18 protein-coding genes are annotated in these 13,016 nt (G+C 66.8%); 6 read left to right on the top strand and 12 right to left on the bottom strand.

Going from position 1 to position 13,016, the window contains the following annotated elements; translation table 11 throughout:
- Window positions 1-177: 177 nt before the first annotated feature.
- Together ACE3SL_RS03335 and ACE3SL_RS03340 are read right to left on the bottom strand one after the other, a co-directional pair.
- A complete protein-coding gene (locus ACE3SL_RS03335) occupies window positions 178-708 on the bottom strand; it encodes a dihydrofolate reductase family protein (RefSeq protein ID WP_374524337.1) in 531 nt (176 codons plus the stop codon).
- Between the two features lie 21 nt (window positions 709-729).
- Complete coding sequence (locus tag ACE3SL_RS03340) at window positions 730-1,140, bottom strand: YkvA family protein (protein ID WP_374524338.1); 411 nt, start codon at window positions 1,138-1,140, stop codon at window positions 730-732.
- A gap of 156 nt (window positions 1,141-1,296) precedes the next feature.
- On the opposite strand from ACE3SL_RS03340, the gene ACE3SL_RS03345 reads away from it, so the two are divergent.
- Window positions 1,297-2,286 (top strand): dipeptide epimerase, encoded by a 990-nt coding sequence (locus ACE3SL_RS03345; RefSeq protein WP_374524339.1) that lies wholly within the window; start codon window positions 1,297-1,299, stop codon window positions 2,284-2,286.
- 114 nt (window positions 2,287-2,400) lie between these two features.
- Entirely contained in the window at window positions 2,401-2,886 is a 486-nt protein-coding gene (locus ACE3SL_RS03350; RefSeq protein WP_374524340.1) for a MarR family winged helix-turn-helix transcriptional regulator, read from the top strand.
- A 6-nt stretch (window positions 2,887-2,892) separates the two neighbouring features.
- Here ACE3SL_RS03350 and ACE3SL_RS03355 read toward each other — a convergent pair whose 3' ends face one another.
- Window positions 2,893-3,288 carry a VOC family protein gene (locus tag ACE3SL_RS03355; RefSeq protein WP_374524341.1) on the bottom strand — a complete coding sequence of 132 codons (396 nt, stop codon included), beginning with the start codon at window positions 3,286-3,288 and terminating at the stop codon, window positions 2,893-2,895.
- Between the two features lie 90 nt (window positions 3,289-3,378).
- Between ACE3SL_RS03355 and soxR the strand changes: the two genes are divergently transcribed.
- Window positions 3,379-3,849, top strand: a complete 471-nt coding sequence (soxR, locus tag ACE3SL_RS03360; protein ID WP_374524342.1) for a redox-sensitive transcriptional activator SoxR — start codon at window positions 3,379-3,381, stop codon at window positions 3,847-3,849.
- 56 nt (window positions 3,850-3,905) lie between these two features.
- Window positions 3,906-4,388 carry a hypothetical protein gene (locus tag ACE3SL_RS03365; RefSeq protein ID WP_374524343.1) on the top strand — a complete coding sequence of 161 codons (483 nt, stop codon included), beginning with the start codon at window positions 3,906-3,908 and terminating at the stop codon, window positions 4,386-4,388.
- Window positions 4,389-4,398: 10 nt separating this feature from the next.
- Here the strand turns inward: ACE3SL_RS03365 and ACE3SL_RS03370 are convergent, their stop codons facing one another.
- The 7 genes from ACE3SL_RS03370 to ACE3SL_RS03400 all read right to left on the bottom strand — a co-directional run bounded on the left by ACE3SL_RS03370 (window position 4,399) and on the right by ACE3SL_RS03400 (window position 10,359).
- Entirely contained in the window at window positions 4,399-4,689 is a 291-nt protein-coding gene (locus ACE3SL_RS03370; RefSeq protein WP_374524344.1) for a putative quinol monooxygenase, read from the bottom strand.
- Window positions 4,690-4,747: 58 nt separating this feature from the next.
- Window positions 4,748-5,929 (bottom strand): acetyl-CoA C-acyltransferase, encoded by a 1,182-nt coding sequence (locus ACE3SL_RS03375; RefSeq protein WP_374524345.1) that lies wholly within the window; start codon window positions 5,927-5,929, stop codon window positions 4,748-4,750.
- 64 nt (window positions 5,930-5,993) lie between these two features.
- Entirely contained in the window at window positions 5,994-6,452 is a 459-nt protein-coding gene (locus ACE3SL_RS03380) for a MaoC family dehydratase (RefSeq protein WP_374524346.1), read from the bottom strand.
- A 92-nt stretch (window positions 6,453-6,544) separates the two neighbouring features.
- Window positions 6,545-7,672, bottom strand: coding sequence for a mechanosensitive ion channel family protein (locus ACE3SL_RS03385; RefSeq protein ID WP_374524389.1), 1,128 nt, complete (start codon window positions 7,670-7,672; stop codon window positions 6,545-6,547).
- Window positions 7,673-7,767: 95 nt separating this feature from the next.
- Entirely contained in the window at window positions 7,768-8,778 is a 1,011-nt protein-coding gene (locus ACE3SL_RS03390) for a DNA topoisomerase IB (RefSeq protein WP_374524347.1), read from the bottom strand.
- Between the two features lie 35 nt (window positions 8,779-8,813).
- The gene (locus tag ACE3SL_RS03395) at window positions 8,814-10,199 is read right to left on the bottom strand and encodes a putative O-glycosylation ligase, exosortase A system-associated (protein ID WP_374524348.1); all 1,386 of its coding nucleotides are present in this window, start codon (window positions 10,197-10,199) and stop codon (window positions 8,814-8,816) included.
- Window positions 10,192-10,359, bottom strand: coding sequence for a hypothetical protein (locus tag ACE3SL_RS03400; protein ID WP_374524349.1), 168 nt, complete (start codon window positions 10,357-10,359; stop codon window positions 10,192-10,194). The genes ACE3SL_RS03395 and ACE3SL_RS03400 overlap by 8 nt, the downstream gene beginning before the upstream one ends.
- A 67-nt stretch (window positions 10,360-10,426) precedes the next feature.
- Here ACE3SL_RS03400 and ACE3SL_RS03405 point away from each other — a divergent pair, with 67 nt between their 5' ends.
- Entirely contained in the window at window positions 10,427-11,647 is a 1,221-nt protein-coding gene (locus ACE3SL_RS03405) for a TIGR04063 family PEP-CTERM/XrtA system glycosyltransferase (protein ID WP_374524350.1), read from the top strand.
- A gap of 15 nt (window positions 11,648-11,662) precedes the next feature.
- Entirely contained in the window at window positions 11,663-12,466 is an 804-nt protein-coding gene (locus ACE3SL_RS03410; protein WP_374524351.1) for a hypothetical protein, read from the top strand.
- Here the strand turns inward: ACE3SL_RS03410 and ACE3SL_RS03415 are convergent.
- Complete coding sequence (locus ACE3SL_RS03415) at window positions 12,463-12,774, bottom strand: hypothetical protein (RefSeq protein WP_374524352.1); 312 nt, start codon at window positions 12,772-12,774, stop codon at window positions 12,463-12,465. The two genes, ACE3SL_RS03410 and ACE3SL_RS03415, sit on opposite strands and share 4 nt — an antisense overlap.
- The gene (locus ACE3SL_RS03420; RefSeq protein WP_374524353.1) at window positions 12,771-13,016 is read right to left on the bottom strand and encodes a hypothetical protein; all 246 of its coding nucleotides are present in this window, start codon (window positions 13,014-13,016) and stop codon (window positions 12,771-12,773) included. Before ACE3SL_RS03420 ends, ACE3SL_RS03415 begins: the two co-directional genes overlap by 4 nt.

Consider the following 13,016-nt stretch of genomic DNA (forward strand, 5'->3'; position numbering starts at 1 on the left):
GCCGCACACTCTCCCTTCGTCATTCCCGCGAAAGCGGGAACCCAGGGATGGGTAAGCGGACGGACGCTCTGGGTCCCCGCTTTCGCGGGGATGACGAAGTAAAGAAAGGGCAGCGTCCGCTCCCCACCCCAATGCCGACACAGGGCCTTGGGGAGGTCTTCGCTGCGGGGACGGCTGTCAGGCAGGAACGTAGGTCAGACGGATCACCGCTTCGCTCACCATATCGGTCGCGACCAGCCGGAGCGGCGGGCGCGGGCCGGCGAAGAAGGGGGTGCCGCGGCCGAGTACGGCGGGATGCAGATAGAGGCGATATTCGTCGATGAGGTCGGCGTCGGTCAGGCTTTGCGCCAGATCGGGTCCCGACACCGCGATCTCCCCGTCGAGCCGTGCCTTCAGATCCCGTACCAGCGCCACGACGTCGCCCTCGACGAGGGTGGCGTTGGGGCCGACCGTGGCCAGCGTGCGTGAGGCGACCCATTTGGGTTGGCGCCGCCACGCCGCCGCGAAGGCTTGGTGATCCGCGCCCCATTCGGGATGATCCTCGTCCCAGTAGCGCATGATCTGGTACATGCGGCGGCCGTAGACGCTGCCGGCGAGTCCCTCGACATGCCCGGTCCAGTGACGAAAAAGCAGGGGCTCGGTCGCCATTTTGTCATGGTCGACATAGCCGTCGAGCGACTGGTTCATTCCGAAGACAAGCTTTGCCATGTTCGCTCCTCCTTGCGCGTGTCAATGCCAGGGCGACGTCCGCACCGACCAGTAGACGATATAAAGCAAAGCCGCCCAGATCAGCAGGATGAAGACCATGCCGGCGCGGCTCGACGGGCGCTCGCTCGCGGCTTCGGCGGCGGCGTGGAGTTCGGCCCAGAGCGGAACGGGGATCAGGCGGCGCACGAGAAGCAGGCCGAGCGGGACGATGACGAGGTCGTCGAGCCAGCCGAAGACCGGGATGAAATCGGGGATCAGATCGATCGGCGAGAGCGCATAGGCCGCAACGGCAATGGCAAGCAGGCGCGCGGGCCATGGTACGCGGGGATCGCGCGCGGCGAGCCAGGCGGCGTGCGCCTCGACCGCGAGGCGGTGGCCGAGATCGCCGATGCGTTCGGAAAGGGATTTGGCGGAAAGGGGTTTGTCGCTCATCGCAGCACCATAGAAAATTTCTCCGTCATTGCGAGCGAAGCGAAGCAATCTCCAGCGGCCGTCCTTGCCATATCGGTAATTGGAGATTGCTTCGTCGCCTTCGGCTCCTCGCAATGACGATATTGTGTGGCTGCGGTCTTGGCCTATGGTCGGACGATGGCTATCCAACTGAAAAGCGCGCGCGTCGAGCGCTGGCCGGTCGCGGGCGAGTTCGTGATCAGCCGCGGCGCGAAGACCCATGTCGATGTCGTCGTCGCCGAGGTCGAAGGGGACGGCGCCTCGGGGCGCGGCGAGGGGACGCCGGTCTATTATCTCGGCGAGGATGCTGCTGGATGCCGCGACCAGATATTGCACGCGGCGCCGCATGTCGCCGACCTCGACGCTGCGGCGGCGCGCGCGGCGATCCAGGAGATCATGGGGCCGGGCGCGGCGCGCAATGCGCTCGACTGCGCGCTCTGGGATCTGGAGGCACGGCAGCGCGGGCTCAGGCTCTGGCAGCTCGCGGGCTGCGACGGCGCGCCGACCGCGCGCACGACCGCCTTCACCATCTCGCTCGGCACGCCGGGCGCGATGGCCGAGGCGGCGGCGACCGCCGAGGCCGACGGCTATCATCTGCTCAAGCTGAAACTGACCGGCGAGGGCGACCGGCTGCGCGTCGCGGGGGTTCGCAAGGGCGCGCCGAACGCGCGGCTGATCGTCGATGCCAACGAAAGCTGGGGCCAGATCGATATCTTGAGCGAGGCCGAGGCGCTATCCGACATGGGCGTCGAGATGATCGAGCAGCCGGTGCCGGTCGGCGCCGACGCGCTGCTCGACCCGATCTATGCGCCGGTGCCTTTCGTCGCCGATGAAAGCTGTCACACCGCCGCCGATGTCGCGCGCATCGGCCCCTTCTATGACGGGGTGAACATCAAGCTCGACAAGGCGGGCGGGCTGACCGAGGCGCTGCGGCTCGCCGACGCCGCCGATGCCGCGGGGCTGTCGATCATGGTCGGCTGCATGCTCTGCACCAGCCTTGCGATCGCTCCCGCCTTCGTTCTCGCGCAGCGCGCGCGCTGGGTCGATCTCGACGGGCCGGCGCTGCTCGCGCGCGACCGCGAGGGCGGGTTCGAGTTTCGCGAAGGGCGGATCGCGCCGTCCTTATAGTCATATATTCTTACGTCACCCCGGACCGAGTCCGGGGTGACGGGGAAATGATAGTCTGCAATTCGTATAGTAAAATATATTGACTATCATAGTTATAGACTATAAGGGTGAATCATGGCCGATACCGACACCCCCCGTCACCACGACATCGTCATGCCCGCGCTGCTGCGCCATGCCCGCACCACCTATGGCGGGGCGATGCGGCGCGCGCTCGATCGCGCGGGGTTCGACGATATTCCGGCGAATGGCCTCTACGTCATTGGCGGTCTCGCGCTCGGGGCCGGCGATGTGCCGCTGAGCGCGCTGATCCAGGATCTCCGCATTTCCAAGCAGGCGGCCGGCCAGCTCGTCGATACGCTGGTGATGCGCGGCTATCTGGAGCGACAGGTCGATCCCGAAGACCGGCGCCGGCTGGTGCTCCGCCTGACCGAGCGCGGCGCGCACGCCGCGGCGGTGCAGGGCAAGGCGCGCGAGGCGGTCGATGCGAAGCTCGCGGCGCGCGCCAGCGCCGACGATATCGCCGCGGCGCGGCGCGTGCTGTCGGCACTGATCGACATCGCGGTCGAGGCGCGCGAACGGGCGGCGGCGGAGGCGTCCTGAGGTGCTTCAGCGCCGGCGCGGTTCGGAATAGCTGACGACCTCATATTCGATGCCGTCGGGATCGAAGAAGTAGAAGCGCCGGCCGGGTTCGTAATCGCCGTGGTTGAAGGGCGTGAGGCCGACCGCCTTGACCCGCATCTCGATGGTGTCGAGGTCGCCGACCTGCACCCCGACATGGTTGAGCGGCTCGCCCTTCGGGTAGCGGGCGCCGGCATGTTCGCCGTCGGGGCCGGCATAAAGCGCGATATAGGCGGCGTCGCTGCCGAGATGGATCGTGCGCCCGCCATCGCGCGCCGGGCCGCGCCAGCGCTCGTGCCAGCCGAAAATCGCCGACAGGATGCCCGCGGTGCGATCGGGGTCGCTGACGGTGAGGTTTACATGTTCGATGAAGGGATGCGTCACGAAAGAACTCCTGATTCGGATTGACGCGAGATCTATAAAAGCTCAAGTCAGGTTTAGATCAAGAGGAAGCTCAAAGGCAGGAGCAGGGCCATGCACCGCACCGACCTGATCGCTATCGGCGAACTCGCGGCGCGCACGGGCGTCGCGGTGTCGGCGATCCGATTCTATGAAGCGAAGGGGCTGATCGAGGCGCTGCGCACCGGGGGCGGGCAGCGGCGCTTTTTACGCGCCGACATCCGCCGCGTGTCGTTCGTCCTCATCGCGCAGCAGATGGGGCTCAGTCTTGAGGAGATCGCGGGCGAACTTGCGCGGCTTCCGGCGGGGCGCACGCCCAACGCCGCCGACTGGGCGCGGATCAGCACCGGGCTGCGCGCGCGGATCGATGCGCGGATCGCCGCGCTCGAACGCACGCGCGAACTGCTGGGCAATTGCATCGGCTGCGGCTGCCTCAGCCTCAAGAAATGCGCGCTCTACAACCGCGAGGACAAGGCGGCGCAGCGCGGCGCGGGGCCGCGCTATCTGCTCGGCGACCGCGCGGTGGAGATCGCCGAGGTCGATTGACGCGCGCGCCGCGCCGGATAAAAATGCTGCGATATGAAATGCTTTGGAGAGGTTCGATGAAAACGCTCTTTCCGGTCCTGTTGCTCGCCGGCGCGATGTCGGCAAGCCCCGCGCTGGCCGGGGAGGCGGCCGTTTCGCCGCTGATCGGCACCTGGGCGGTCGATGTCGAAAAGCTGCCGATCCCGCCCGAGGCGCGGCCGAAGAGCGTCACGATCACCTATAGCGACGCGGGCTCCGGGCAATGGCGGACGCTGGTCGACGTGACGCTGCCCGACGGGAAGATGGTCCGCGCGAAGTCGCTCTGGGCCCCCGACGGCAAGCCCGTCCATGTCGAGGGCAATCTGGAGGCCGACACCGTCGCGACGCGGATGCCCGAGCCGAATGTGATGATCACCGCCCTCGCGCTCGGTGGCGTGCCGGGATCGATGCGCACCTATACGGTGTCGCCCGACGGCAAGACGATGACCGAAACGGTCGTCTTTTTCACCAGGGACGGCACGCCCGGGATGCGGACGAACCTGTTCAACCGGGTGAAATAGGCGCGAGCGGTCAGACCGCGGCGAGGCGTTCGATGTCGGGGGCGCCGGCGAGCCAGGGGCCGAAGCGGGTGCCGATCTCGCGGAAATGGCTCGATGCGCGATGCGCCTCGACCGCCGCCGCGTCGTCATAGCATTCGAGCACCTTGTAGGTGCCGGCCTCGTCGGTGCGGAACAGGCGATAATAGCTGTTGCCCGGCTCGTCGGCATTCACCGCCGCGGCGAGGTCCGCGAAGGCCGCTTCGAAATCACCTTCCTTGCCCGGCTGCACGCGGATCGTTGCGATCACTCCGATGGCGCTCATGGTCTTCCCTCTCGTTCAAAAAAGAACGGGCCGGCGATGAGGCCGGCCCGATCGATCATCAGAAGACCTCGAACAGGCCCGCCGCGCCCTGGCCGCCGCCGATGCACATGGTGACGACGGCATATTTGACGCCGCGGCGCTTGCCTTCGAGCAGCGCGTGGCCGACGCAGCGCGCGCCGGTCATGCCGAAGGGGTGGCCGATCGAGATCGAGCCGCCGTTGACGTTGAGCAGTTCGTTCGGAATGCCGAGCTTGTCGCGGCAATAGAGGACCTGCACCGCGAACGCCTCGTTGAGTTCCCAGAGGCCGATGTCGTCCATCTTGAGCTCGAAGCGTTCGAGCAGCTTCGGAATCGCGAAGACCGGGCCGATGCCCATCTCGTCGGGCTCGGTGCCCGCGACCGCCATGCCGACATAGCGGCCGAGCGGGGTCAGGCCGCGCTTCTCGGCAAGCTTGGCCTCCATCACGACGCACGCCGACGAACCGTCCGAAAGCTGGCTGGCGTTGCCCGCGGTGATCGTGTGGCCTTCGCCCATCACCGGCTTGAGGCTCGCGAGTCCTTCGAGCGTCGTGTCGGGGCGGTTGCACTCGTCCTTGTCGGCGACGACCTCCTTGTAGGAGACTTCCTTCGTTTCCTTGTCGACGATCGCCATCGTCGCCTTGCACGGGACGATCTCGTCGGCGAACTTGCCCGCGGCCTGCGCGGCGGCGGTGCGCTGCTGCGACTGGAGCGAATATTCGTCCTGCGCTTCGCGGCTGATGTTGTAGCGCTTCGCGACGACCTCTGCCGTGCCGATCATCGGCATGTAGATGTCCTTGTGCATCGCCAGCAATTCCTGGTCGGCCTCGAAGAAGGTCTTGCCGCTGCCGCTTACCTTCGAGATGCTCTCGACGCCGCCCGCGACGACGATGTCCTGGCGGTCGACGATGATCTGCTTCGCGGCGGTCGCGATCGTCATCAGGCCCGACGAACATTGACGGTCGATCGACATGCCGGGGACGGTGACGGGCAGGCCGGCGCGCAGGCCGATCAGCCGCGCGACGTTCATCGTCTGCGACCCCTGCTGCATCGCGGCGCCGAAGATGACGTCGTCGATCTCGCCGCCCGAAACCCCGGCGCGTTCGACCGCGGCGGCGACCGACCAGGCGCCGAGCGTCGGCGAGGTGGTGTTGTTGAACGAGCCGCGCGCCGCCTTGGTCAGCGGGGTGCGGGCGGTGGAAACGATGACGGCGTCACGCATGAGTAAGGGTCCTTCTGCTTGGTTCCGGTTATCTTTTCGGGGGAGGTCGGCCGGATATTTCCGTTCAGACGAAGAATTGCGTGATCCACTCGGCGATCAGCGCGGGCTTTTCCTCGCCCTCGATCTCGATGCTGATCTCGTTGGTCTGTTGCCACTGGCCGGGGCGTTTCTCGTCGAGTTCGAGCAGCTTCACATGGCTGCGCACGCGCTTGCCCGAGCGGACGGGGGACAGGAAGCGGACCTTGTTGCCGCCATAGTTGACGCCCATCTTGATCCCGCCGATTTTCGGCCCGTCGAGGCTCGCGCCGAGCATAGGGATCAGCGACAGCGTCAGGAAGCCGTGCGCGATCGTGCCGCCGAACGGCGTCAGCTTCGCCTTTACCTCGTCGATGTGGATGAACTGGTGATCGCCCGTCGCATCGGCGAACTTGTTGATCATCTCCTGATCGACGAGCACCCAGTCGGACGTGCCGAGATGTTCACCGACCTTGCCCTGCAATTCCTGCGGCGTGATCGTGGTCATATTGATCCCCTCAATCTTTGGTTCGGGGGCGTTCTAGGCCTCTCTTGCCGCGTTGCACAAGAGCCAAGGGCTTTGACTATGGCGCCGTAACGTCAGTCGGGCTTGGCGGGCTTCGCGGCACTCGTCCGCGGCTTCGGGGACTCGGGATAGGGCATGATCATCGTGCCGTCGGGCGCGGCGGTAAAGGTGGTTTGCGTCGGGTAGGCGAAATCGTAACCGGCGGCCGACAAGGCCTCGAAGAGGCGGATCGCGACGTCGGTGCGCGCGGCGGCGACCACGTCATACTGGTCGCTGAAGACATCGAAGAGCAGTTCGAAGTCGAGGCTGGACGGACCGAAGCCGGTAAAGCTCGACCGGATGAACTCATGGCCAGCCGCCTTCACCTGCTCCTCGAGCAGTTCGGGAAGCGCGCGGAGCATGGCGGGCGTCGTCTGATAAATGACGCCGATCGCGAAGGTCACGCGCCGGCGATGGAGGTGCGCGAAATTGGTGATCTCCTTGCTCAGCAAATTGGTGTTCGAGATGACCAGCAATTCGCCATTCACCGAACGCAGCCGCGTGCTCTTGAGTCCGATGCGCTCGACCGTCGCGGTGCTGGTGTCGTATTTGATCGTCTCGCCGACGCGGAAGGGGCGGTCGAAGATGATCGAGAGCGAGGCAAAGAGGTCGGAGAAGATGCCCTGCGCGGCGAGGCCGATCGCGATGCCGCCGATGCCGAGACCGGCGATCAGCCCGGTGACATTGACCCCCATATTGTCGAGGATGACGATGCCCGCGATCGCGAACAGCGCGACGCTGATCAGCAGCCGGATGATTCCCATCGCGTTGCTCAGCGTCTCGTTGTTCCCTTCGGCGGCACGGCGCTGAATCAGCCCGAGCACGATTTCGCGCGCCCAGATCGCCACCTGCAGGACGACCGATATGGTGAAGACGAACTGGACGAGCTGCAGGATCACCGCGGGCGGTTGTGCATAGCCCGCGACGAGGCGGATCGCGACGATCGCGAGGACGAAGGATTTGGTCTTGTGGAGGACGCGCCCGGCGATGTGGGTGAAGGTCATCTCGCCTTCGGCCGACATCGCATGCTTGAGCGCGAAGCGGCGCGCCATCGAGAGCAGGAAATAGATGATCAGGCCCGCGCCGATCGCGATGCCGATCTGCAGCCAATGGCTGTTCACCCAGGCGACACTCGCGTCCCAATAATGCTGTAGGTCGGCCATCGGGTCGGCTGCGGCCGCCTTTGCGGGCGCGGGCTTGGCGGCGGCGGTCGGGGTCGCGGCGAGAAGCGAAAGGGTCATGCAATCCTCTTGGCGGATCAGGCGGAACGAAGCAACGCCGCGGCATCGGGCGCGCGCTCGATCCAGGCCAGAAAACCGCGCTCGGTGCGCGAAAGATAGCGCGTCGCGCGCGGCAGGGGACCCGCTTCGGCCGCGAAATCATTGCGCCGCTGAGCCGCGGCGATCATTGCGGGGTGAATATAGGCCTTGCGCGCGACCGCGGGCGTGTTGCCGAGCCGGTCCGCGACATGCGCGAGCATCGCCTTCAGCGTCGGCGGTTCGGGCGCAGCGTGGAGGAAGGCGAAGGCTTCGACGCTCGCCGACCAGGTGCGGAAGTGCTTCGCGCTGAAGTCGCCGCCCATCGCTTCGCGGATATAGGCGTTGACGTCGCTCGAACCGACCGCGCAGAGGCCGTCCTCATCCTCATATTGAAAAAGATGCTGCCCCGGCAGATCCTGCAGGCGGCGGACGAGCGTTGCGAGATTGCGGTCGCTGATCGTCACCTCGCGCTTCGTGCCGCCCTTGGCGCGATAGGCGAGGCGCAGCGTCTTGCCCGAAGGCGTGGCGTGGCGCTGGCGCAGCGTCGTCGCGCCGAAGCTCTTGTTCGCCGCGGTATATTCCTCGTTTCCGACGCGGAGCGCGGCGAGATCGAGCAGGCGCACGACCGCGGCGACGATGCGGTCCCGACACAGGGTTCGCCGCGCGAGATCGCCTTGAAGACGAGCGCGGAGCAGCGGCAGGGTGCGACCGAACGCGGCGCAGCGGTCATATTTGTCAGCCTCGCGCGCCAGGCGAAATTCGGGGTGATAGCGATATTGCTTGCGTCCGCGCGCATCATAGCCGGTGGCGAGGATATGGCCGTTGGGGGCCGGGCAGAACCACGCATCCTCATAGGCGGGCGGCAGCGCGATCGCGTTCAGGCGATCGATTTCCTCGCGGTCGCGAATGATCTTTCCCTTGGCATCGCGATATCGCCAACCCACGCCGGCGCGCTCGCGGCCGATGCCCGGCAGGCTGTCGTCGACATGGATGAGGCGCGCGGCGGGCATGCCGCAATAGCGCGCCGGGGCGCAGGATGGTTCCCCTATCCCTGTCCGGCGGGAAGGGCGTGGCGCGCCGGCACCTGCGCCGGGCGCGCGATGAGCGGGCGCCATCCCGCCTCCTGCTCGCGCCGCCGGACATAGGTCGACAGGCCCATTTCGAGCGCAAGCATCATGTAGATGAAAGGCTGGAAGGCGATGCCGACGAACAGCGACCCGATCATATAGGTGACATGACCGTGCTGGAGTGCGGTCGCGAGCGGCGCAATCCATTGCTCCTCGGCGCGGCGGGTCTTCAGATAGCGGCGGCGCAGCCGTTCGAGCTGGACGATGCTGACCGCGTTGAGCAGCAGCCAGAGCGCGAGCCCCGGATAGCCCTGTTCGCCGAGCATTTCGAAATAGCTCGAATGATAGGCGCGCGACTGTTCTTCATAGACCGTCGGCGCCGATTCCTGCGGCTGGTTGGGGTCATAGGCGCTCGCCGCCCGTTCGACGCGGACATGGTTCTGGATATAGGCCTCGAATCCGCCGCCGAACGGGTGTTCCTTGGCATAGTCCCAGGTCCACGCCCACACCGCAACGCGCGTCGAGGCCGACTGGTCGGCCTTGTGGTCGCGGATCGTTTCCATGCGCGCGGTGAAGCTTTGCGGCAGGAACGGAACGACCGCGACCGTCAGCAGGACCGCGCCGGCGATATAGAGGAAGCGGTGCCTGACCGCGCGCAGCGACAGGATGGCGAGGATGACGAGGCAGACGAGCCCGGTGCGCGCCTGCGTTCCGACCGGGAGCAGCGCGCAGGCGAAGACGAGCGCGAAGCAGAAGAGCGAGACGCGCCAGTCGGGCGGGAAGATCGTCCCGTGTTTCCGATACCAGAGGATCAGCGGGATGATCGAAATGCCGACCGCCGACATGATCGACCCTTCGTAGAGCCCGTAATTTTCGTTGAGGAGCAGTTGGAGCTGGCCATAGCCGCCGCCGCCGCCCGCGGTCTTGATCCCGCCCGCGATCGCGATCGCGCCCGCCGAAAGCAGCATGATCAGGATCAGCGCCTCGATCCGGAGCTTGGTGCGGAGCGTCAGCGGCAGGAAGATCGCCCAGACGAGCGCCTTCCACACCCAGCTCCATTTCTCCTGCGCCTCGATCGGGAAATCGGCGTTGATCGTCGTCGCCCAGCAATAGAAGAGCAGCGCGATCAGCAGGAACTGCCGCCCCGACCAGCGCGTATCGCGCTTGTCGTCGGCGAGCAGCCAGCCGCCGATTGCGAGCCCGAAGACGATCAGCGAGATCGGGATCGAGTTGATGAGGAAATAGCTGAGCCGCTGCGGCGCGACGATGTCGATGTAGCAAAAGCACAGCACGAACAGGAACGGCTTGCGGAAGCCGAGCCCGATGAACGCGAACAGAAAGGCGACGAAGGCGATGTCACGCATCGGCCGGGGCGTCCTTTGCGGCCGCGGCTTCGGCATCGCGGCGCTGCTGCCAGAGCTGGCGCGGGCTCACCTCATGATCGAGATCGTCGCGATGAAGCAGGCGCCAGAGCGCGATCGCCATCAAGACATGCGTCAGGGCAATGGAAAAATTGTCGATCATATAGGGCCTTGTCTAGGCTATCTGGGTTGACGCCGCGTTAAGCCTTGTCTGTCAGAGACCATAGACGATGACCCGTATTCTGCACGTCCTCGATCACAGCCTGCCCGCCCACAGCGGCTACACCTTTCGCACCCGCGCGCTGATGAAGGCGCAGATTGCGAAGGGGTGGGAGGTTGCGGGAGTCACCGGGGTGCGGCATCCGGTTCCCGGGCCCGAGGTCGAAACGGTCGACGGGCTGACCTTCTATCGCACGCCCGCCATTACCCCCGTGCGCTCGCCGATCCGCGAATGGCGCGAGATCGCGGCGCTCGCGGCGCGGACCGAGGCGTTGGCGAAGGAGTGGAAACCCGACCTGCTCCATGCGCATTCGCCGGTGCTCGACGGGCTTGCGGCGCTCCGCGCGGGCAAACGGCTCGGCGTGCCGGTGATATACGAAATCCGGGCTTTTTGGGAGGATGCGGCGGTCGGCAACGGCACCGGGCGCGAAGGGAGTGCGCGCTATTGGCTGACCAAAAAGCTCGAAACCCATGCAGTCAAAGCGGCCGATGCGGTCGCGGTGATCTGCGAGGGGCTGCGCGGCGACCTGGTGGCGCGCGGGATCGACCCCGCCAAGATCGTGGTGTCGCCGAACGGCGTCGATCTTGAGCTGTTCGGTCATCCGCCGCCGCGCGAGGATGCGCTTGCCGCCGACCTCGGCATCGGTGCGGGCGATGCGGTGATAGGCTTCATCGGCAGCTTCTACGATTATGAAGGCATCGACGACCTGATCGCCGCGATGCCGGTGCTTGCCGCGGCCGAACCCGGCGCGCGGCTGCTGCTCGTCGGCGGCGGGCCGATGGAGGCGGCGCTGCGCGCGCAGGCCGCCGCATCGCCGGTCGCGGAGCGTATCCATTTCGTCGGCCGGGTGCCGCACGAGCAGGTCGAGCGTTATTATTCGCTGATCGACATCCTCGCCTATCCGCGCAAGAAGATGCGGCTCACCGATCTCGTCACGCCGCTGAAGCCGCTGGAGGCGATGGCGCAGGGCAAGCTGGTCGCGGCGTCGGACGTCGGCGGGCACCGCGAGCTGATCGAGGATGGCGTGACCGGAACCTTGTTCGCGCCCGATGATCCGGCGGCGATCGCCGCGGCGCTGGCGGGGTTGCTCGGGCAGCGCGGCCTGTGGGACGAACGGCGGCGGATCGCGCGTATCTTTGTCGAGACGCATCGTAACTGGTCGTCAAACATTTTGCGTTACGAACCCGTTTACCAACGCCTGCTGCGCGCCCATGCGGCGCAGGCGGCCTGACGAGATCTGGACGATATGGACGATTATAGCGAAGCGCCGAAGACCAGCCGAACGGGCGCCGTGCTGCGCGCGCTGAGCCCTGCGCTGCCGGCGGTGATCGGCGCCGCGGCGCTGACCTTCCTGTTCGCCGCGGTGATGCCGATGGCGTGGGTCGCGGGGATCAGCTGGAACCTCTATCTCGACCGGCTTGCCGACTTTTTCATGCCGCCGGTGGGCAATGCCGCGCGGCTGTCGCTGGCGCTCGGCATGGCGGCGATCGCCGCGCTGATCGCGGGCTTCGTCGCGCTACTGATCGCCGAGCCCGAGCAATCGGGGCTTGCCTCGCTCGGGCGCCGTCTGAAGCCGCGGAGGGCGGTCGAGCCGGATGATGATGCGCCGGTGCGCCGCCGCCGCGCCGATGTACATCCCGACGATCCGCCGCGTCCGCCGATCCGCGCCGGGCGCGACCTGCCCGCGCAGGGTCTGGGGCCGGTGAAGGCTCCCGTCGAACCCGCCGTTCCCGATCCGGCCGACTGGCCCGCGGATGACGAGTTGATCCTCGCCGACCTCGCGCCGGTCGAAACCGAAGAGCCCGGTGCCGAGCCCTGGCTGCAGCCGGTCGACCGTGCCGGTCCCGCGATGCCCGACCCCGCCGACAATTCGCTCGGCGCGATGGTCGCGCGCCTCGAGGCGGGGCTCGCGCGCCGCCGCCCCGTGGCGACCTCGGCGATTCCGGTGCCCGACGCGGCGCCCGAAGCCGAAGGCGAGGAAGCGATCGACTTCGCGCTCGAGGCCGCGCTCAGCACGCTCCAGCGGATGAACCGCTCGACCGCCGGCTAATCCTCGACGGTCAAAATTTCGATCGTGAACGCCGGGCCTTCGCCCGGTTCCACCGCGACGTCGGCGACGATATGGCCGGGCAGCCGCCACTCGGCGGTCGCCAGCCGTTCGCGCAGCGAATCCAGCGGTGCGCTTCTGCCCACGCAGGCGAACAGGTGCCGCGCCCCGACGAAATTGGCGCTGGCCCACGGACGCAATGTCGATTGTCCGAGCGCGGCATCCTCGCCGAGTTCGGCGGCCAGCAGCCGGGTCAGGCGGCGATGCGGACAGCCGGGGTGTGCCGGGGCCGCCGGAGACCAGCGCATCATGCCCGGCCTCCTGCGCTGACGCGGCGATCGCCGCGTGGCACGACGATCCCCGCATATCGGTCGGCACGCCATTTGTTCATGAAATGTTCTACGCGGCAGGTCATCCGGCGCCCCGGCTCGCGCCCGCCGCGCAAGTCGCTTACCAGCCGCGGATCGCGCGCCGCAGCGCGGCCGAAGACGCTCGGCGGCATCTGCGATTCCTTCAGGAAAGCCTCGATCCGTTGCAGCAGGCTGCGCTCCAT

Origin of the sequence: Sphingopyxis sp., from assembly GCF_041916015.1 — a bacterium.
Classification (GTDB): Bacteria; Pseudomonadota; Alphaproteobacteria; order Sphingomonadales; family Sphingomonadaceae; genus Sphingopyxis.